Annotated in this window: 15 protein-coding genes; 14 read left to right on the forward strand and 1 reads right to left on the reverse strand. The window is 34.2% G+C overall.

Going from position 1 to position 21,514, the window contains the following annotated elements; translation table 11 throughout:
* Window positions 1-144: 144 nt before the first annotated feature.
* From queG to QUF93_RS05230, 11 genes are all read left to right on the forward strand, one after another.
* Window positions 145-1,287, forward strand: coding sequence for a tRNA epoxyqueuosine(34) reductase QueG (queG, locus tag QUF93_RS05180; protein ID WP_002115986.1), 1,143 nt, complete (start codon window positions 145-147; stop codon window positions 1,285-1,287).
* A gap of 44 nt (window positions 1,288-1,331) precedes the next feature.
* Window positions 1,332-2,219: an amidase domain-containing protein gene (locus QUF93_RS05185; RefSeq protein ID WP_002115989.1), complete on the forward strand. Its 888-nt coding sequence runs from the start codon at window positions 1,332-1,334 to the stop codon at window positions 2,217-2,219.
* 58 nt (window positions 2,220-2,277) lie between these two features.
* Window positions 2,278-2,766, forward strand: coding sequence for a tRNA (uridine(34)/cytosine(34)/5-carboxymethylaminomethyluridine(34)-2'-O)-methyltransferase TrmL (gene trmL, locus QUF93_RS05190; RefSeq protein ID WP_000538149.1), 489 nt, complete (start codon window positions 2,278-2,280; stop codon window positions 2,764-2,766).
* Window positions 2,767-2,891: 125 nt separating this feature from the next.
* Entirely contained in the window at window positions 2,892-4,961 is a 2,070-nt protein-coding gene (locus tag QUF93_RS05195) for a sensor domain-containing protein (protein ID WP_289358045.1), read from the forward strand.
* Window positions 4,962-5,358: 397 nt separating this feature from the next.
* Window positions 5,359-7,254 (forward strand): ATP-dependent protease PrkA, encoded by a 1,896-nt coding sequence (locus QUF93_RS05200; protein WP_002115994.1) that lies wholly within the window; start codon window positions 5,359-5,361, stop codon window positions 7,252-7,254.
* Between the two features lie 448 nt (window positions 7,255-7,702).
* A complete protein-coding gene (gene yhbH, locus QUF93_RS05205; protein ID WP_002115997.1) occupies window positions 7,703-8,878 on the forward strand; it encodes a sporulation protein YhbH in 1,176 nt (391 codons plus the stop codon).
* A gap of 139 nt (window positions 8,879-9,017) precedes the next feature.
* A complete protein-coding gene (locus QUF93_RS05210) occupies window positions 9,018-12,467 on the forward strand; it encodes a leucine-rich repeat domain-containing protein (RefSeq protein WP_289358046.1) in 3,450 nt (1,149 codons plus the stop codon).
* 566 nt (window positions 12,468-13,033) lie between these two features.
* Entirely contained in the window at window positions 13,034-13,582 is a 549-nt protein-coding gene (locus tag QUF93_RS05215) for an NfeD family protein (RefSeq protein ID WP_289358047.1), read from the forward strand.
* Window positions 13,583-13,594: 12 nt separating this feature from the next.
* Entirely contained in the window at window positions 13,595-15,169 is a 1,575-nt protein-coding gene (gene floT / locus QUF93_RS05220; protein WP_289358048.1) for a flotillin lipid rafts scaffold protein FloT, read from the forward strand.
* A gap of 181 nt (window positions 15,170-15,350) precedes the next feature.
* A complete protein-coding gene (locus QUF93_RS05225) occupies window positions 15,351-16,961 on the forward strand; it encodes an ATP-binding protein (protein ID WP_289358049.1) in 1,611 nt (536 codons plus the stop codon).
* The gene (locus tag QUF93_RS05230) at window positions 16,961-17,653 is read left to right on the forward strand and encodes a response regulator (protein WP_289358050.1); all 693 of its coding nucleotides are present in this window, start codon (window positions 16,961-16,963) and stop codon (window positions 17,651-17,653) included. The genes QUF93_RS05225 and QUF93_RS05230 overlap by 1 nt, the downstream gene beginning before the upstream one ends.
* A 66-nt stretch (window positions 17,654-17,719) precedes the next feature.
* Here QUF93_RS05230 and QUF93_RS05235 read toward each other — a convergent pair whose 3' ends face one another.
* The gene (locus tag QUF93_RS05235; RefSeq protein WP_289358051.1) at window positions 17,720-19,024 is read right to left on the reverse strand and encodes a CitMHS family transporter; all 1,305 of its coding nucleotides are present in this window, start codon (window positions 19,022-19,024) and stop codon (window positions 17,720-17,722) included.
* A gap of 256 nt (window positions 19,025-19,280) precedes the next feature.
* Between QUF93_RS05235 and QUF93_RS05240 the strand changes: the two genes are divergently transcribed.
* From QUF93_RS05240 to QUF93_RS05250, 3 genes are all read left to right on the forward strand, one after another.
* The gene (locus QUF93_RS05240) at window positions 19,281-19,535 is read left to right on the forward strand and encodes a hypothetical protein (RefSeq protein ID WP_128282751.1); all 255 of its coding nucleotides are present in this window, start codon (window positions 19,281-19,283) and stop codon (window positions 19,533-19,535) included.
* 136 nt (window positions 19,536-19,671) lie between these two features.
* Window positions 19,672-20,178, forward strand: coding sequence for a nitrous oxide reductase accessory protein NosL (locus tag QUF93_RS05245; RefSeq protein WP_289358052.1), 507 nt, complete (start codon window positions 19,672-19,674; stop codon window positions 20,176-20,178).
* 304 nt (window positions 20,179-20,482) lie between these two features.
* Complete coding sequence (locus tag QUF93_RS05250; RefSeq protein WP_289358053.1) at window positions 20,483-21,352, forward strand: ankyrin repeat domain-containing protein; 870 nt, start codon at window positions 20,483-20,485, stop codon at window positions 21,350-21,352.
* The last annotated feature ends 162 nt before the right edge of the window (window positions 21,353-21,514 follow it).

A 21,514-nucleotide genomic window follows, 5' to 3' on the forward strand; every position in this document is an offset into this window, starting at 1 on the left:
GATAAACGAGGCATTGCGTTTTTTAATGTTTGAAAATCATAAATGTATGCGAAAATAGAAGTAGAGAATATGATTCCAAAAGTGAATTGCGAACCAATATAGTCGTTACATAAGGGATGGATTCATCGGAGGAGGCGATAAAGAATGGATTTTGAACAATTAAAGCAAGATGTAATTGCGTATAGTAAAACGATTGGTATAGATAAAATAGGTTTTGCCAGTGCTTCACCATTTGAGGAATTAAAGCAGCGTCTAATCCAGCAACAACAATTGAATTATCAGTCTGGATTCGAAGAGCCTGATATAGAGAAGAGAACGAATCCGCAGCTGCTGTTACCTGGTGCTAAATCAATTATTGCGATTGCTTTAGCATACCCTTCAAAATTAAAAAATGCACCATTAAGTAAGCGTGGAGAACGCCGCGGGATTTTTTGTCGTGCTTCTTGGGGCCAAGATTATCACCTTGTTTTACGAGATCGTTTGCAAAAGTTAGAGGCGTATTTAATCGAAAAGCTTCCGGATATAGAAGTGAAATCAATGGTTGATACAGGTGAGCTAAGTGATCGAGCTGTTTCAGAGCGTGCCGGTATTGGATGGAGTGGTAAGAACTGCGCTATTATTACGCCGGAATTTGGTTCGTATGTATACTTAGGAGAAATGATTACGAATGTTCCATTCCCTCCTGATCGGCCAATAGAAGATCAATGTGGAAGTTGTACGAAATGTATTGATATTTGTCCTACAGGTGCTTTAGTACAAGGCGGCCAGTTGGACTCGAAGAAATGTATTGCATTTTTAACACAGACAAAAGGATTTCTGCCTGAAGAATATCGCGATAAAATAGGGAATCGTATATATGGATGTGATACGTGTCAGACTGTTTGTCCGAAAAATAAAGGAATGGATTTTCATAACCATCCTGAAATGGAGCCTGATCCTGAGTTAGTTAAACCGTTATTAACACCACTTTTAACAATTAGTAATCGTGATTTTAAAGAGAAGTATGGAATTATGTCGGGTTCATGGAGAGGTAAAAAGCCATTGCAACGAAATGCTATTTTAGCCCTTGCACATTTTAAAGAAACAGCAGCAATTCCTGATTTAATCGGTGTTATGAAAGATGACCCAAGGCCAGTACTTCGCGGAACAGCAGCATGGGCACTTGGGAAAATTGGCGGAGATGGAGTGGGTGAAGCAATTGAAAAAGCGATGGAACGTGAGAAAGATGAAGAGGTTCTTCATGAAATGAATCGTGGACTTGAATTGTTAGCGCAGAAAAAAGAGTAGATAATATTTCCCTTTTTCATATTGTAATATGGGAGGGAGACGGAATGGTTGTAAAAGTGAGTATTGAAAAGCAAGTGCAACAGTTTTTAGCATATATAACAGAGAAACGAACAAATGTGGATGGTATTGCTGAAGATTTATTGCAAATAGCAAAGAGAAAGAAACAATTGTTTCAAAGGCGTAGTGCAGATATAGTGAAAGCAACTGCGGATATTTCTTTCATAAGACAATTAAATAGTAGTGAGCATCAAGAAATTGATTATCAAGTACACTTGAAATATTTAATTAAGCATAAAGAATTATTTTATATCGAAGAGGAACAATTAAAACGACGAGTTTGTTTAAAAAATAGTCGTATAATAGATGATTATGCTCTTGAAGTGTCAGAAGAAATAGGAATAGGTGAAACGTTAGAACGAGAAGTCACGAAAGAAAAATATGGTTCATATCAATATAATCGTTTAGAGGCAGTGAAATATGCAGAGCGTTGGTGGGATGATCGCAATCCTGCATATCGTAATTTTCCTGATAATTGTACGAATTATATTTCGCAATGTCTTCATACTGGGGAAGTACCAATGAACGGGTATCCTAATATTCGTAAAGGATGGTGGCAAAGGGAAAACCAGTGGAGTTGGAGTTGGGCTGTGGCACACTCTTTTTATTGGTATTTATCAGGTGCTACAGCTGGTCTTCGAGCAGAAGCGGTAGAAAAGCCAGAAGACCTTATTCTTGGCGATGTAATTGTTTATGATTTCGAGGATGATGGTAGGTGGAATCATACGACGATTGTAGTAGCGAAAGACGCAGATGGTATGCCGCTTGTAAATGCACATTCAGCGAATAGCCGTAGACGCTATTGGAACTATGAAGACTCTAGTAAATATACACCACAAATGAAATATAAATTCTTTCATATTATTAATGGGTAGAGATTTTTCGTTCAAGTGGTATAATACGTAGTAGACAAAAAATAGAGGTGAATATCGCGTGGGAGTACATGTTGTTTTATATCAACCAGAAATTCCAGCAAATACAGGAAATATTGCACGTACTTGTGCAGCAACTGGAACAGAGTTACATTTGATTAGACCGCTTGGATTTTCAACGGATGACAAAATGTTAAAGCGTGCAGGATTAGATTATTGGCAGCACGTAAAGGTTACGTATTATGATTCAATCGAAGAATTTTATGAGAAAAATAAAGATGGTGAATTCTTCTATTTAACAAAGTATGGCGAGAAAGCTCATACAGCATTTGATTATAGCAAACGTGAGAAGGATTACTATTTCGTATTTGGAAGAGAAACAAATGGATTACCAGCTAATGTAATTGAAGAAAACTTTGATCATTGTTTACGTATTCCAATGACGGATAAAGTACGTTCATTAAATTTATCTAATACAGCAGCAATTTTAATTTATGAAGCGTTCCGTCAACAAAATTATCCAGGATTAGATTTAGAAATCGTTTATTAAAAGTCGCCATTGGGCGACTTTTTTATTTTTTTAAAAAAATATGTAATCATACATTTTAAAAAAGGTACATATTCATATAGAATGAGATATATGAATGAAAATAGATAAGACGGGTTGAGATAAATATGAAGGAACAATATAATAATCAAAATACCTTTTTAAGTATGATAGATATGGATTTAATAAGAAAAGGATTATTACACGCTACTCAAGATTTAGTATTTATTGTGAAAGTTACTGATGATGAGGTTTTTACATATATTTATGTAAATAAAATAGGAATGAATTACGCGAAGCTAAGCGAAGAATGTTACGGAAAAACGTTTACTGAAGTATTACCAGTAGACAAAGCAAATATTTTACAGAATCAATATACAAAAGTAATAAAAAAAGCGAGATCACATACTTTTTGTGATGTAATTAGCTTGCCCACGGGTAAGCTACATTATGAATCTTCACTTAACCCTGTATACGACGAAGAAGGAGTATGTCAGTTTATTATTTGTATTACAAGGGATATTACTGCTCAGGTTGAGGAGAAGGCAGAAATAGAGAAAAAACAAATGTTATTTAAGTCATTACTAGAATATAATAATGACTCCATTATATCTATAGATTCTATAGGTAGAATTACATATGCAAATCCAGCAACTTATGAAATTTTTGGGTATCGATATGAAGAGTTAAAGGACCAATTTATTTTTCAGTTTATAAATAAAGAATATGAAAAAACTTTTCAAATTATATTTAAGAATGCTTTACAGGGAAGGGCAAAACAAATCGTTTCAAAGAAATATGTTCATAAAGAAGGGTACGAGCTATATATTTCTTTGAGAACTATCCCGATTATTGTGAACAGTGAAATTGTTGGGGTATATATTGTTACAAGGGATGTTACAAGGCAAGTATTAAATGAAATGCGAACAGAATATTTAGCTTACTATGACCAGTTAACAGGGTTAATGAATAGAATTTCGTGTACAAATAAGTTAAATGTTTTTTTAAATGAGAATATAAATTTTGCGCTTGTTTTTATAGATTTAGATGAGTTTCACCTTATTAATGATACATTTGGTCATAAAGAAGGAGATAAAGTATTACAAAAAGTTACAGAATGTTTGAGCAATCTACAAATAGAAGGTATGCACTTATTTAGAGAGCACGATGATCAATTTGTTATGTTAATAGAAAATATAACGAAAGAATGTGTAGAGGAAGTTGCAAAAAACATATTAGAAAGGATTAGTGAGCATTTTGTAATAGAAGAAGAGGACGTGTATTTAAGTGCGTCAATTGGAATTGTAATGGCCCCAACAGATGGAAGAGATGAAAAAATACTGTTTCAAAGAGTTGATGCTGCTTTGGAAAAAGCAAAGGAAACAGGAAAAGGGCATTATCATTTTTATTGTAGTGGATTAGATTGTGAACGTGAACAAAGGTTTATAATAGAAAACCAGTTACATCGTGCTATAGAGAAAAACGAATTTTTCTTATACTACCAGCCGCAAATTAATATTGAGACGAAAAAACTAGCCAGTATGGAAGCATTAATAAGGTGGGATAATAAGGAGCTAGGTTTTGTCTCGCCAAATCAATTTATCCCACTTGCTGAAAGAACAGGATTTATTATTAAGCTTGATGAATGGGTAGTACATCAAGCTTGTGAACAAATACGTGAATGGTTAAATAAAGGATATGAAGTTGTACCGATTGCAGTTAATATTTCAGCTAGACATTTTCGTTCTATTACATTAATAGAGATGATTACACGCGCTTTAAATAAGTACGATGTCCCTCCTCATTTATTAGCAATAGAAGTTACAGAAGGGGCTCTTATACATAAAGATTTATCGAAAAGAGTGTTATTACAATTAAAAGAACAAAATTTAAAGATTCATTTAGATGACTTTGGAACGGGATATTCATCTTTAAGTTATTTAAAAACATATCCGATTGATACGTTGAAAATTGATCGTTCTTTTATGGAAGGTATATATAAAGATGAAAGAGATACGAATATCACGGCTGCAATTATTCATTTAGCACATACTCTAGGATTAAATGTCATTGCAGAAGGGGTAGAAAAAGCAGAACAAATACAATTTTTGAAGGAAAAGAATGTGAAACTTGCACAAGGTTATTATTATAGCCGACCTTTATCAAAATATGATGTGGAAAATGTGTATTACAGATGATTGATAAAGAAAAAAGTGATGTGCTAAAAAGCACATCACTTTTTATGTGTACCTGGTTTATCATTGTAACCAGATGTAAAAATAGCTGTAAGAAATGTGAGTGATACACCTAAAATTAATAATAATTTCATACTAATATCCTCCCTACTTTTTTCGGTTTACGAATCTTAATTATTACTCGAAATGTATGTAAGGTTCTTAGAAGAAAAGAATTTATTTTAAACGAATAGCGGTGTAAAAACTTTAATACCTTTATTATACAGAATTTTCTTTGAATTTTGGAGAGAATTTTATAGCCCTATTATATATTTCGTTTTGATTTAAAGAATGTTTAAGGACATCCTAGCATACCTTTTATAATAATCCGATTGAACAAGGAGATGGGGGAGGAGCTATAATGGATATTCTAAAAAAGATTGAACAGCATCGAGCAGCAGAAGAACGTTTACAATGGGAAGGTACGTTTGCGGAGTATTTGGAGCTTGTGAAAGAAAGACCATGGGTGGCTCAAACAGCACACTCTCGCATTTACAATATGATAAAAGATGCTGGAATTGAAGAAGTTGATGGTAGAAGAAAGTATAACTTCTTTAGTAATCAGCTATTTGGATTAGAGGATGCTTTAGAACGCCTTGTAGAAGAATATTTTCATCCATCTGCAAAACGATTAGATGTTAGAAAACGTATTTTATTATTAATGGGTCCTGTTAGTGGTGGTAAATCAACTTTAGTTACGATGTTGAAACGAGGATTAGAAACATATTCCCGTACAGATCGTGGAGCAGTTTTTGCAATAAAAGGCTGCCCAATGCATGAAGATCCACTTCATTTAATACCGCATCATTTACGGAATGATTTCTTTGATGAGTATGGAGTAAGAATTGAAGGGAATTTATCACCATTAAATGTTATGCGTTTAGAGCAAGAATACGGGTCAAGAATTGAGGATGTAGTTGTAGAGCGTATTTTCTTCTCTGAAGATCGCCGTACAGGAATTGGTACATTTAGTCCTTCTGATCCAAAATCACAAGATATTGCCGATTTAACAGGTAGTTTAGACTTTTCTACAATTGCAGAATACGGTTCGGAATCAGATCCCCGTGCATATCGATTTGATGGAGAATTAAATAAGGCGAACCGAGGCATGATGGAATTCCAAGAGATGTTAAAATGTGATGAGAAATTTTTATGGCATTTACTATCGCTTACACAAGAAGGGAATTTTAAAGCAGGAAGATTTGCGCTTATTTCAGCCGATGAATTAATTGTAGCGCATACAAATGAAACAGAGTATCGTTCCTTCATAGCAAATAAGAAAAATGAAGCATTGCATTCACGAATTATTGTAATGCCGGTTCCATATAATTTACGGGTTAGTGAAGAAGAACATATTTATGAAAAAATGATTCGTGAAAGTGATGTGTCCAATGTTCATATTGCACCGCATACACTTCGCGTTGCAGCAATGTTCACTATTTTAACTCGTTTAAAAGATCCGAAGCGTCCGGATATTGATTTAATTAAAAAGATGCGTTTATATGATGGAGAAACGGTAGAAGGGTATAATACGATTGATGTAGAGGAGCTGCAACGCGAATATCAAGATGAAGGTATGAAGGGTATTGATCCTCGTTATGTCATTAACCGAATTTCTTCTACAATTATTCGAAAAGAGGTACCATCTATTAATGCACTAGATGTACTGAGATCGTTAAAAGACGGATTGGATCAGCACCCGTCAATTAGTAGTGAAGACCGAGAGCGCTATATGAATTTTATCTCATTAGCGAGAAAAGAATACGATGAAATTGCTAAGAAAGAAGTACAAAAAGCGTTTGTTTATTCATACGAAGAATCAGCTAAGACACTTATGGATAATTACTTAGATAACGTCGAAGCGTACTGCAATAAATCAAAATTACGTGATCTGTTAACGGGTGAAGAAATGAGCCCAGATGAAAAACTTATGCGTTCGATTGAAGAGCAAATTGGAATTTCAGAAAATGCTAAAAAGGCATTCCGTGAAGAAATTTTAATTCGCATTTCTGCTTATGCACGTAAAGGGAAGCGCTTTGATTATAATTCACACGAGCGTCTTCGTGAAGCGATTCAGAAAAAACTATTTGCCGATTTAAAAGATATAGTGAAAATTACAACATCAACGAAAACACCAGACGAAAATCAGCTTAAGAAAATCAATGATGTCGTTGCACGCTTAATTGATGAGCATGGCTATAATTCTTCATCTGCGAATGAATTGTTACGATATGTAGGTAGTTTGTTAAATCGATAGTTTGATAATAAAACGCTGTCTCTTGTTCTTGGGACGGCGTTTTGTTATCTATTGATATTTACAAAAAATGTCATAGCTTGTCCGAATATAATAAATTAAGATGCGATTTTATGAATTTATTGTCAATTATTTTTACAATATGCATATGATAGAGTAACCAACCATTCATACAAAAAAGCCAACACAATACAATATGTTGCAAAACGAAAATGTGTGCAACAATGCATTGTGTTTCTTTCTTATCAACGGCGGAATGTTTCTTTCTATTATGTGAGTGGCAAAATTTTGTTTAAGGTGCTCGGAGTATTGTATGAGAAATGCTATATATGTTTATGGGATGATTTTCGATGAACAGTTATTTTTTAAATATTCTAGTTACGCACACTAGAAAACAAAAGTATAGATTGCTGTTCATAAGAGAAAACAAATACAGTAAGGAGGGAAAGGCATGGGCGAAGAAAATCAACCAAACTATACAATTTCACAGGAAAACTGGTCCCTCCATCGCAAAGGATATGACGACCAACAACGCCATCAAGAAAAAGTACAAGAGGCAATTAAAAATAATTTACCAGATCTTGTAACAGAAGAAAATATTGTTATGTCTAATGGTAGGGATGTTGTGAAAATACCGATTCGTTCTTTAGATGAATATAAGATTAGATACAATTATGATAAAAATAAACATGTTGGGCAAGGGAACGGTGACAGCAAAGTTGGCGATGTCGTTGCGAGAGATGGATCAGGTGGTCAAAAGCAGAAAGGACCAGGAAAAGGGCAAGGGGCAGGAGATGCAGCTGGAGAAGATTATTATGAAGCAGAAGTCTCAATTTTAGAATTGGAGCAAGCGTTTTTCAAAGAGTTAGAGTTACCTAATTTAAAGAGAAAAGAAATGGATGAAAACCGGATTGAACACATTGAATTTAATGATATTAGAAAAACAGGATTATGGGGAAATATTGATAAGAAACGAACGATGATATCTGCATATAAACGAAATGCAATGCGTGGTAAAGCATCTTTCCATCCAATTCACCAAGAAGATTTAAAGTTCCGTACTTGGAATGAAGTGTTAAAGCCAGATTCAAAAGCTGTTGTATTAGCGATGATGGATACGAGTGGATCGATGGGGATATGGGAGAAGTATATGGCACGTAGCTTCTTTTTCTGGATGACACGATTTTTACGTACAAAGTATGAAACAGTTGATATTGAATTTATTGCTCACCATACAGAAGCGAAAGTCGTTACAGAAGAAGAGTTTTTCTCAAAAGGAGAAAGTGGAGGAACGATATGTTCTTCTGTATATAAAAAAGCACTTGAACTAATCGATAATAAATATTCACCAGACCGCTATAATATTTACCCATTTCATTTTTCAGATGGTGATAATTTAACTTCGGATAATGCTAGGTGTGTAAAACTTGTTGAAGAACTGATGAAGAAGTGTAATATGTTTGGGTATGGGGAAGTGAACCAGTACAACCGCCATAGTACACTCATGTCAGCATATAAAAATATTAAAGATGAGAATTTCAGATACTATATTTTAAAGCAAAAAGCAGATGTATTCCATGCGATGAAAAGCTTCTTTAAAGAAGAATCAGGTGAAAAGATGGCATAATCCCTTTTAAAGGGGTTATTTTTTTGTGAAGTTTTTGCGAAATATTTATATTGTTAGTTGACAATGAAAATGAAAATCATTATCATTTATTCGAGAAATGATTACATTTTGATTTATATATTTTGGAGGAGATGTAAAGTTGAAGAAAAATAAAAGAAAACATATAAATGCGATGTTAGTGGCGGCAGCTTTAGCGCTACCGTTTGCTGTGTATTCGACACCAGCTTTAGCGGCAGTAGCAATTGAGGCGAATAAAACTGGACAAGCTTTATCAGATGGTACATATAACGCTGTTATTAAAGCGTATAAAGATAAAACGAATGAAGAGTCCATGGCAGCTGTTTATATAAAGGATCCGAAATTAACAATTGAGAATGGAAAGAAAATTGTAACGGCGACGTTAAGTGATAGTGATTTCTTTCAATATTTGAAAACAGAGGATATTCATACTCCTGGTGTGTTTCATGATGTGAAAGTCATATCTGAGGATAAAAAGAAAAATGGGACGAAGGTTATTCAATTCGAAGTTGGAGAATTAGGAAAAAGGTATAATATGCAAATGCATATTTACATTCCAACAATGGGATATAACAATAAATATCAAGTACAGTTTGAAGTGAATACTTTAAATTTAGAAAATAATGTTCCGGAAAAGCAAAAGGAAAATAAAGAGGAACAAAAAAAAGAAACAACTAATATAGTAGTGGATACAAAATTACAACAATACATTAATAAAAATACTTTAGGTCGAAAAGATATAAATGCACCGATAACGAAAGCCGATGCACTACAAATTAAAGAACTAGAGGTATATGTCGGGAAGGGGATTAATAATTTAGCTGGTTTAGAGCATATGGTAAATTTGGAGAAATTCAGATTGCATGAGTCTGAAGTGAGTGATTTATCTTCAATTGCTAATTTGAATAATTTGAAGTTTTTAGATCTTTACTCTAATCAAATTGAAAATATTGAACCAATTGCTGGGCTGAATAAAATTCAAAATCTCTCTTTAAGAGATAATCAAATTACTGATTTGAAGCCATTAAGTAAATTGAACAAAGTTAGAGTATTAGATTTAATTGGTAATAAGATTGAAGATATTAAACCGCTATTTACAATGGCGTCTCTAGGTAATTTGTATGTAGCTAATAATAATATTAGTGATTTAACAGGAATGGAACAGTTAAATAAAGTAAAGGAATTATGGATTGGAAATAATAATATTACTAATCTTGAATCTATTAGTAGAATGGAGAGCCTTACTAACCTTGCAGTGAGTGATGCAGAAATTACAGATATTACACCGCTAGCTAAAATGAAAAACTTACAATCACTTGATTTAGAAGAAAATTATATTTCGGATGTTTCATCACTTAGTGGGCTAACTAATTTATACGAACTTAATTTAAGTTCAAATGAAATTTCTGATGTAAGACCTATTCAAGAGTTTGGAAAGCGTTTTGTCGTTCAAGTTCACAGACAAAAAATCTTTTTGAATGAAGGCGTAGTAAATGAAGATAGTAAAATTCCTATATACGATTTAAATGGCGAATCTCTTCAAAGTATTAAATGGATCAGCGAGGGGGGAACACAAAATAATGGTTTTGTAAAATGGGACAGCCCTGGAGAAAAATCATATGAGTTTAATTTAGAAACAGGCTCTTCAGAGAATAAATTACGTTTTAATGGAACTGTTATTCAAAAAATAGTTGAAAATCAAGAGGGGACGAATGTTGTTCAAGACAAGGAATTACAACGATATATTAATAAAAATAATTTGAATAGAACTGATTTAGAAGCTCCTATTACGAAAGAGGATTTATTAACGATTAAAACATTTAAGATAACTAATGGGCAGGGTAACGGTATAAAAGATGTCTCTGGCATAGAGTTTATGTCGAATTTAGAAAGTTTAGAGTTAGAAAACTTAGAGTTGAAAAATATAGCATTTATCTCGAATTTGAGAAGTTTGAAATCTGTAAGTTTAGCACATAATCAAATCGAAAATATTGAACCATTTTCTAAACTAGAGAAGTTGGAGAAATTAAATATAAGCAATAATAATGCGAAAAATATTGAACCATTATTTAAAGTCAATTCATTGAAAAAATTAACGGCCTCAAATAATAAAATTAATAATGATACTATACAAGGAATACAACAATTAAAAAACCTATCCGTATTAATATTAAACGATAATGAAATTAGTAGTGTAGAAGCAATTAGTGAAATAAGTATGTTGAATGAACTAGAACTAATAGGGAATCAAGTAGTGGATATTGAACCATTAAGTAAATTGAAAAATCTACAATGGTTAAATTTATCAGATAATCGGATTAAGGATATATCAATCTTTGCTTCGATGTTAGATTTAATTAGCTTAAAACTTCCTGGAAATGAGATTCAGGATATAAGACCGATTATACAATTGTCTCAATGGTCAACAATCGATATTAGAAGGCAAAAAATTTTTTTAGATGACGCACAAGTAAATCAAAAAGTGAAAATCCCTGTATATGATGTGGAGGGGGAACCGCTTGAGGATATTACATTAAAAAGTGAGAGTGGCACATTTAATGAGGACGAGAGTACAATCGTATGGAGTACTCCAGGAGAAAAGAAATACGATTTTGTTTTTGATGGAACGGAGTATTACGGGCTTGGTATATGGTTTAGTGGTGAAGTTATACAGAATATAGTAGAGGAACTGGAAGCAAAAGAAGAAGTGAAAGAACCAACAAAAGAAATTGAAGAAGCAAAAGAAGAAGTGAAAGAACCAACAAAAGAAATTGAAGAAGCAAAAGAAGAAGTGAAAGAACCAGCAAAAGAAGTTGAAGGGCCAAAAGAAGAAGTAAAAGAATCAGCAAAAGAAGTTGAAGAAACGAAAGAAGAAGTAAAAGAACCAACAGTAGAAGTTGAAGGGCCGAAAGAAGAAGTAAAAGAACCAGCAAAAGAAGTTGAAGGGCCGAAAGAAGAAGTAAAAGAATCAGCAAAAGAAGTTGAAGGGCCGAAAGAAGAAGTAAAAGAATCAGCAAAAGAAGTTGAAGGGCCGAAAGAAGAAGTAAAAGAACCAGCAAAAGAAGTTGAAGGGCCGAAAGAAGAAGTAAAAGAACCAGCAAAAGAAGTTGAAGGGCCGAAAGAAGAAGTAAAAGAACCAGCAAAAGAAGTTGAAGAAACGAAAGAAGAAGTAAAAGAATCAGCAAAAGAAGTTGAAGGGCCAAAAGAAGAAGTAAAAGAACCAGCAAAAGAAGTTGAAGGGCCAAAAGAAGAAGTAAAAGAATCAGCAAAAGAAGTTGAAGAAACGAAAGAAGAAGTAAAAGAATCAGCAAAAGAAGTTGAAGAAATGAAAGAAGAAGTAAAAGAACCAACAAAAGAAGATAATCAAGTTGGGCCAGTGAAAATCGTAGGGCAAGAGAGTGCGAAAGAAAAAGATTCAAATAAACAACATGCTAATAAGCAAGAGGGAAATAAGAAGTCTTTAGCAGCAACTGGTGGCCACGCTAACACAGCGACTTTACTTTCTGGATTAGCACTTGTTCTTTCAGCGTTAAGTATGTTTGTATTTAGAAAGAGATTATTTAAGAAATAAAAAACGTTTTATATAATTATTATATAAAATAATTATATGAGTTTTTGAGAAGACTTGATCATAGCAATTTCATGTTGAAATATGCTTATAATCAAGTCTTTTTGAATAGGGGAAGGATATTAATACGAGGATGTTTCGATCGCTTAAATAATGGAGCTAATGCCGCAAAAATTATAAGCCCTTTTCGCTCACTATATGTTCAAAATGTATGAAGAAATAATATGAAATATTGCATTTTATATCATTTCATCCAGATAATATGTTAACCTTTAATGGAATATAATAATGGTGATGGGACGTACTCATTATCAGTAAAATAAGCGTTTTTCCAATGTATGTTTAACTTTACTTTTTGTGGAAAATAGTATATTATATAGATATATAACATATCGGTTATTTTCTAGGAGGAGCCTGTCACAATAGGTTTCTCCTGTTCTTTTTTAGAGACCTGTCTTACAGGTTTTTCTTTAAAGGTTAAATAACTGAAAATTGAGAATGACAATCTTTGAAAGAGGTGAGGCATACACATAACAAAAAAGTGATTGTTTAAGAAAGGGGGATAAGAAATGGTCTTGTTTGGTTATCCACTTGAAACAATTTATTTATATGGATTTATTATTGCTACTATACTCACTGTTATTTATATTTTCTTTGGAGATATATTTGAATCAATATTTAGTTTTGGGGGCGGGTCTGTATCCGTTGTTACTTTATTACTTAGTTTCTTCGCCATGTTATGTGGACTTAGTTATATAGGAGAATATTTATTTTCCTTTAATAGTATTATTATTTTCGCTGGTTCATTTGCTATATCTTTTATTGGTGTTTTCATAATGAAAATATTAATTTTAAAGCCGATTGCAGAAGCAGAACAAAACACTGTGCAACGTATGGATGAATTTATTGGCTGCAAGGGAGAAGTCATTACGACAATTCCTACAAAAGGGTTTGGAGAAGTATTAATATCCTCTAAATTCGGAAGTAATGCAATTCCAGCTAAAACAGTTGGAAAAAAGGATATTTCACAAGGTACTGAGGTTATTATCGAGGGAGTCCAAGATGGTGTTTTGCTTGTACAGAACATCGCTTATTCTTTAAAAAAACCAAAATTATAAGGGGGAATTCACATGACGATTCCATTAATTATCGGTGGAGTGTTACTCGCAATTTTAATTCTACTCATTTTAGTATTCATTACGAAGTATCGAACAGTTGGCCCAGATGAAGCATTAATCGTTACAGGGAACTGGCTTGGTGGTGGGAAAAACGTTGTTACCACTGATGATGGAAAGAAGATTAAGATTATTCGTGGTGGCGGTACTTTCGTAGTTCCAATTATGCAAAGAGGAGAGCCTCTTAGTTTATTAAACTACAAGTTAGAAGTTGGAACACGTGATACGTATACGAAACAAGGTGTACCAATTACAGTAAACGGTGTTTCTATTATTAAAGTAGGATCGACAATTGAAGAAGTTTCTACAGCAGCTGAACAATATTTAGGAAAAGAAACGGAAGAGTTAAAAATAGAAGCAAAAGAAGTTTTAGAAGGGCATCTACGTGCTATCTTATCTTCTATGACAGTAGAAGATGCTTATAGTAATAGAGAGCAATTCGCACAAAAGGTACATGAAGTAGCTTCTACTGATTTGAAGAAGATGGGTCTTCGCATCGTTTCCTTTACAATTAAAGAAATAATGGATAAAAATGGTTACTTAGATGCACTTGGTCAGCCACAAATTGCAATGGTTAAACGTGATGCAACAGTTGCGAATGCAGAGCGTGAAAAAGAGGCACGTATTGAAAAAGCGCGTGCAGAAAAAGAAGCGAAAGAAGCGGAATATCAACGTGATGCACAAATCGCTGAAGCTGAAAAACATAAAGAATTAAAAGTACAATCTTATAAGAGGGACCAAGAACAAGCTCGTGCAGATGCGGACCTTTCTTACGAATTACAGCAGGCGAAAGCACAACAAGGTGTTACAGAAGAGCAAATGCGAGTTAAAATCATTGAGCGTGAGAAACAAATTGAATTAGAAGAAAAAGAGATTGCGCGTCGTGAAAAGCAATACGATGCAGAAGTAAAGAAAAAGGCAGATGCAGATCGCTATGCTGTTGAACAATCAGCCGAAGCAGAAAAAGTAAAACAAATGAAAAAAGCAGATGCGGATCAATATAAAATTGAAGCTGAAGCGAGAGCACGTGCAGAAGAAGTACGTGTTGAAGGTTTAGCAAAAGCGGAAATTGAAAAAGCACAAGGTCAAGCGAAAGCAGAAGTACAGAAAGCGCAAGGTACAGCAGAAGCAGATGTCATCAGATTAAAAGGTTTAGCAGAGGCCGAAGCGAAGCAAAAAATTGCAGAGGCGTTTGAACTATATGGGCAAGCCGCGATTATGGATATGGTTCTTAAAATGCTTCCAAGTTATGCAAAAGAAATTGCAAGCCCACTTGGTAACATTGATAAAATTACAGTGGTTGATACAGGCGGAAGTGGAAAGAATAGCGGTGCTGGAAAAGTTGCAGGGTATGCGACTGATTTAATGGCAACGATGCAAGAAACATTAAAAGCTTCTTCTGGTATTGATTTAAAAGAGCTATTAGAAGGATTTGCGGGCAAAGGTGCCGTGCAGCAGTTATCGAATGATAAACCTGTTGTATCTGTAGTAGAAGGTGAGAAAAAAGAAGTAGAGAAAGATAAGGAATAGTAAGGTGAAAAGCCCCTCTAGTAAATAGATACTAGAGGGGCCTTTTTGTGTTTATAGGACTCTCTGCTAACACTAAGGCAGAGTAGTGAATAATGATATAAAAGTAAAGAAATAAATGTGGTATGATTAAGTTGAAAAGTCTGTATATTCTTTGAATTCTATCTTCAGTAATGTTAGGGGAATGCTTTTGAAATTGAAGAAATTGAAACTACAACCGAGAATTACATTAACTATTAGTACACTTATTCTTGTTGTATTGCTGTTAACGAGTTATTTATTTTACTATATATTATCTGAAACAGTAGAAGAGCAAATTGGAAAAAGGGCGTTGCATGTTGCGAAAACAGTTGCTGCTATACCGGAAATTCAGGAAGCTTTTCAACAAGAAAATCCAGCTTCTATTATTCAGCCAATTGCAGAAAAAATTCGAATCGAAACAGATGCTGACTTTATTGTAGTTGGAAATAAAGATGGTATTCGTTATGCACATCCTAAGCGAGATAAAATAGGAGAAGCTATGGTGGGCGGAGATAACAAAGGGGTTCTATTAGAAGGGAAATCTTATGTTTCGAAAGCAACGGGGTCATTAGGGCCTTCATTACGCGGAAAAGTCCCAATTCGCAATCAGGATAATGAAATTATTGGTGTAGTATCTGTTGGTTTTTCAATGGATGATATTCATGGAGCGATAGAAGTGTATGGAAAGCGTGTGTTTTGGATTACAATAACAGGTCTGTTTATTGGGATAATTGGCTCTGTATATTTAGCAAAAAGTATTAAGCGAATGATGTTTGGAATGGAGCCAGAAGAAATTTCATCTTTATACGAGGAGCATAGTACAGTTATTCAATCTGTACGTGAAGGGATTGTGGTAATCGATAAAAATGGAATGGTTAGTTTAGTAAATCAAGCGGCATACGATATCCTTTCTTTAGATAAACAACAAAATATAATGGGAGAATTTATTTTAGATGTTATTCCTAATTCATCGATACTAGATGTACTTCAAACCGGAGAAGAACAATTTGATCGCCAATTAAATATAAAGGGGCAGGATGTTATTGCTAATCGTCTACCTATTAAAGTTAATCATAAAGTAACTGGTGTAGTATCCAGCTTACGCCTGAAATCTGAAATGGATCAATTAACAGCAGAATTGTCTCAAACGCGGCAATATACAGAGGCATTGCGGGCACAAACGCATGAATATAATAATTTGTTGTATACGCTTTCAGGTCTTATCCAATTAGAGTCGTATGAAGATGCTTTAGAGCTTATTCATAAGGAAACGGCAGTATATCAAGAGTTCGTTCAATTTATTATGAAACGAATTCAAAATCCGTGGTTAGGTGGGATTTTAATCGGATTTTATAATAGGGCGCGAGAGTTGAAGATTGATTTTATGTTAGATCGGGAAAGTAGTTTAGAAAAGTTAAGTCCGCATATTGAGAGTAATTACGTTGTTTCTATTTTAGGGAATTTAATCACGAATGCATTTGAAGCAATTGAAAGAAATCACGAGCATGATAAGAAAGTAAGAATGTTTGTAACAGATATTGGAGAAGAAATATTAATCGAAGTGGAAGATTCAGGACAAGGTGTTCATGATGAAATAATTACAAGCATATTCTATAAAGGTTTTTCGACGAAAGCGGGCGAAAAACGTGGATATGGATTAGCGAAAGTGAAAGAGTTAGTGGAAGGTTTAAATGGAAGTATTGCGATTGAAAAAGGGGATTTAGGTGGTGCTTTATTTATCATTGCATTACCGAAAGAGAGAGGCGAATTGTAATGAATGAGGGGATTGAAGTATTGATTGTAGAAGATGATATTCGGATTGCGGAAATTCATCGTCGTTTTACTGAAAAAATTGAGGGGTTTAAAGTAATTGGAACAGCAACGACTGGGGAACAGGCGAAAGAATGGTTAGAGTTTGTAAAGCCACAACTCGTTTTATTAGATGTATATTTACCTGACATGCAAGGGACCGAACTCGTCACATATATTAGGCATAATTTGCATGATACAGATATTATTATGATTACAGCCGCATCAGAGACGGATGTAGTGCGGCATGCTTTACGAGGTGGAGTAACAGATTATATCGTAAAGCCACTTACATTTGATCGGTTTAAAACAAGTTTAGAAAGTTATCAAAAGAAGATTACGAAGTTAAAGAAAAATGCTCAATTATCTTCAGAACAGATTGAACATCTATGGTCCCAAAGAGGGGTGCAGGCAAACCAAATAGAATATGCGCCAAAAGGAATCGACCCTTTAACGTTAGCAAAAATAAAAAAGCATATGTTAACTGTTAATGAGGAGGGAATTACTGCAGAGATGCTAAGTTCAATGGTAGGTGTAAGCCGGTCAACTGCGAGGCGCTATTTAGAGTATTTGATCTCTGGAAAGAAAGTACATGCGGAGCTTATATATGGAAGTGTGGGGAGACCAGAAAGAAGGTATTTCCGCTTTTCTTCATAGGGGACTTTCACAACAATAAAAACAGTAGAGGATTACATTTCCTCTACTGTTTTTCCTAATTTCATCTTATATTGGAATAATCCCAATTACAATTCCAGTAATCAGCATCACCATTGTAGTTCCAACCGCCCACAATAAAGTAAAGCGTTGGTGTTCACCAAAATCAACCTTTGCCATTCCGACTAATAAATAAGTGGAAGCAACGAGTGGGCTTAATAAGTGAACGGGTTGACCGAGCAAGGAAGCACGTCCCATTTCAGCTGCACTAATTCCGTAAGCGGCAGCCGCTTTCGTTAAAATAGGTAATACCCCGAAGTAAAAAGCATCGTTGGACATGAAAAATGTGAACGGCATACTAAGAAGAGCTGTAATAATTGGTAATTGTGGTCCAAGTGCATCTGGTATAAGAGTTACTACACTTTGAGCCATCGCATCTACCATTTTTGTTCCAGATAAAATACCAGTGAAAATTCCAGCGGCAAATACGAGAGAAACAACCGCTAATACGTTTCCTGCGTGAGAAGCAATACGTTCTTTTTGTTGTTCTAAGTTTGGATAGTTAATCATAACTGCAATAGCGAAAGCGATTGTAAATAAAACAGGTAACGGCATAACTTCTAGTATGAGACAGACAAGTAGTGTAGCGGTTAATAAAAAATTAATCCATAGAAGTTTAGGGCGCTTATGCACGGCAGCTTCTACTGTTGCAGCTTGCTCATCCATTGTTTGCATTTGTTTTAAATATTGTACATCCATAATGCCTAAACGTTTTCTTTCTTTTTTTCCAAGATAGTAGGCAACGAAAACTACCCAAATTGCACCAGCAATCATTCCTGGTATAAGTGGTGTGAAGAGCTCTGACGCGTCTAGTCCAAGCGCACTCATAACGCGAGCGGTTGGTCCACCCCAAGGTGTAAGATTTGTCACGCCTGCTCCTAACATAACAACCCCAGCTAATATAAGTGGATTCATGCCAAGGCGTTTATATAGTGGGTACATTGCGGAAACAGTAATCATATATGTTGTTGTTCCGTCACCATCTAATGAAACGATAATAGTAAGGATAGCTGTACCAACAACAATTTTTAAAGGATCGCCTTTTACAAATTTTAGGATTTTACTAATGACAGGATCGAATAGACCACTATCAATCATAATTCCAAAATATAAAATGGCAAACATAAGCATAATACCAGTAGGTGCTAATTTTTGAATTCCTTCTAACATCATAGGCCCCATGCCTGCATAAAAGCCGCCAATTAATGCGAAAGTAATTGGAACTAATATTAATGCTACCAGCGCTGACATACGTTTCGTCATAATTAAAAACATAAAGACACATACCATCGTAAATCCAAGTAGTGCTAACATGTAATCTCCCCCTCAAAAAAATGATTGCGCTTTCAAAATAAAATAAAAATTCAGATAAAAGGTTTTTTATTTATAATAGAAGGTTCAATTCGAATGGTAAATAATTTGAAAAATAACATCATTAGAAGCATAATCTTTATTTTGATCATTTTGTTCACGAGGTAATTTTGAATTTTTAAAAAGATAAATGCCTGTATGTAAGAATGGTAGAATAAGGTGAAAAAGAGAAGCGCGTGAAGTAGGGAGTAGATTTTGAATGCAAACAAGAATAGAAGAAATTTATAGTTCATGTACAGGAATAGTAGAAGAGATTTTTATTAATGAATCCTCTTACGTATATGAATGGGAAAAATTAATGATGATCCGAAAAAATGACGGTGAGATTGAAAAAATCGCAGTAGGGATCAGTGGAAATATAAGATTAGTAAATGTAGAAGTTGGACAGAACATTGATGCGGACACATTATTAGTTAAGTTAGAAGACGATTTATTAATTACTGGTTGTGAATGATGAGAGATGTGTAGAAGTAACTGCACATCTCTTTTTTGTTCCATATATTACAAAAAGAACATTGTTTTTTCACAAATCTCACACAAACTTTTGATATTCTTTTCGTGGAGTAAACGGTTTTTAGGGAGGAATATTGATGAGGATAAAATATGTCGTACTTGTTATATGTTTATGTTTCATATTTACGATAGTAGGATGTGGAAAAAAGGAACTAAAAGCTGTTGCGATTGATGAGAAACATGATAAGTGTGATATTTGCCAAATTGGGGTAATGGATAATCAATTTGCAACAGAAATCATTTTAGAAAACGGAAAAGCGTTAAAGTTTGATGATATTGGTTGTATGTATAAATGGATGGAGATTAATTCAGGTGAAAAGACGAAAGAAAAATTTGTCCGAGATTATGATTCGAAAGATTGGGTTTCGTTAGAAGATGCCACTTACGTATATGATAAAACAATAACGACACCAATGGCTTATAATGTCATTTCATTTAAAAATAAAAAAGATGCAGAGAGCTTTGTATCTAACTATAAGGGTAAGGTTCTTTCGTATAAAGAGCTAGCAAATCATAAATGGGAAATGAATAAAGAGATGATGGGGAAACCAACAAAAGGGAATAACGGTGGGCATTCCCATTAAAGTGAAGAAGTATTTATAATGTAGGACAGCCATGTATGGTTGTCCTTTTCTATTATTACTCAGGTGCAAATATAGAAAAGGTGTAAAATTTTCAGAAGAACGGTTACAATGGAATATAGTAACCTAAAGCAATCATTTATGTACTTTTTAGAAATGTATACAAATGCGGTAAAAACGTGCTAAACTAATTGCTTCATAATGTTAATGATGAGGCCATCAGGCGTATCATTCCAATAGGTTGAGAAACATAGTATAAGTTTAAGATAATCCGATTAAAGAAGGAATATAAAGGGCTTATGGATAAATGTACTCAAGAAGAGTTATTGTATGTCATGGAGGAATGGTTAAGAAAACATTATCTTTCATAGGAGCTGTAGTTGTGAGAAAACAAAAAATTTTATTATGTATGTTATTAGGACTTTTAATGACGGTAGTGGCTTGCGATAAGCAAGGAGAACCAGAATCGAAACCGGTTCATGTGAAAAGTGAAAAGAAAAAAGAAAAGCATAAAGAACAAGATGAAGTTAAAGAAGAAAAAAGTATAAATTTAATGGACAAACAGTTGCTACTTTCTGCGACGCTTGGAGACACAGAAACAGCTATGAAGCTAATCCAAGATGGAGCGAATATCAATGTAGAAGGTGACAACGGAGAAACGCCTGTCCTTGCAGCGACGTATCAAAATCATGTAGAGACAGTTAAAGCATTAATTGGTGCAGGTGCTAATATTGAAATTAAAGATGAGAAACAAAGCAATCCACTTCTTTATGCAAGTAGAGAAGGATATACGGATATTGTAAAAGTATTAATTAATGCAGGAGTTAATACGAAAGAAACGACTAAGTCAGGTGGAACAGCACTTATTTCTGCATCTGAGCGTGGCCATGTAGAGGTTGTTAAAGAATTATTAGAGCATACAGATATTGATGTGAATTATAAGAATGAACGTGGTGGAACAGCTTTATTAGAAGCAATTGTATTAGGAAATGGTAGTGAAAGTCATAAGAAAGTAATTCAAATGCTTATTGACCACGGGGCAGATGTAAATATGGCCAATAAGGAAAATATTACGCCGCTGCAATATGCTGAAAAAAGAGGCTTTAAAGATATTGCAAATATGTTGAGGATAGCTGGAGCGAATGAAGTAGTGCAGCCACAACAACCAATGGAGTAAAAAGAAGAAGAAATAAAGGGTACGAATTAATCCCATTTAGATAGACAGAATGAAGAAGTCATTTAGTATGATGGATTCAGTAATGTGTATTTAAATGGGATTTTTGTTTTGAACATGAAAAATAGAGTATGAATGGATAGTATATGGAGACTACACATAGTA

Source organism: Bacillus hominis (assembly GCF_030348325.1).
Lineage (GTDB): Bacteria > Bacillota > Bacilli > Bacillales > Bacillaceae_G > Bacillus_A > Bacillus_A hominis.

Excerpts from the sequence above, each read along its gene's own strand:
- queG (WP_002115986.1), top strand. The coding sequence starts at position 145 with ATGGATTTTGAACAATTAAAGCAAGATGTAATTGCGTATAGTAAAACG.
- QUF93_RS05185 (WP_002115989.1), top strand. The coding sequence starts at position 1,332 with ATGGTTGTAAAAGTGAGTATTGAAAAGCAAGTGCAACAGTTTTTAGCA.
- QUF93_RS05195 (WP_289358045.1), top strand. The coding sequence starts at position 2,892 with ATGAAGGAACAATATAATAATCAAAATACCTTTTTAAGTATGATAGAT.
- QUF93_RS05200 (WP_002115994.1), top strand. The coding sequence starts at position 5,359 with ATGGATATTCTAAAAAAGATTGAACAGCATCGAGCAGCAGAAGAACGT.
- yhbH (WP_002115997.1), top strand. The coding sequence starts at position 7,703 with ATGGGCGAAGAAAATCAACCAAACTATACAATTTCACAGGAAAACTGG.
- QUF93_RS05215 (WP_289358047.1), top strand. The coding sequence starts at position 13,034 with ATGGTCTTGTTTGGTTATCCACTTGAAACAATTTATTTATATGGATTT.
- floT (WP_289358048.1), top strand. The coding sequence starts at position 13,595 with ATGACGATTCCATTAATTATCGGTGGAGTGTTACTCGCAATTTTAATT.
- QUF93_RS05225 (WP_289358049.1), top strand. The coding sequence starts at position 15,351 with ATGCTTTTGAAATTGAAGAAATTGAAACTACAACCGAGAATTACATTA.
- QUF93_RS05230 (WP_289358050.1), top strand. The coding sequence starts at position 16,961 with ATGAATGAGGGGATTGAAGTATTGATTGTAGAAGATGATATTCGGATT.
- QUF93_RS05235 (WP_289358051.1), bottom strand. The coding sequence starts at position 19,024 with ATGTTAGCACTACTTGGATTTACGATGGTATGTGTCTTTATGTTTTTA.
- QUF93_RS05240 (WP_128282751.1), top strand. The coding sequence starts at position 19,281 with ATGCAAACAAGAATAGAAGAAATTTATAGTTCATGTACAGGAATAGTA.
- QUF93_RS05245 (WP_289358052.1), top strand. The coding sequence starts at position 19,672 with ATGAGGATAAAATATGTCGTACTTGTTATATGTTTATGTTTCATATTT.
- QUF93_RS05250 (WP_289358053.1), top strand. The coding sequence starts at position 20,483 with ATGTACTCAAGAAGAGTTATTGTATGTCATGGAGGAATGGTTAAGAAA.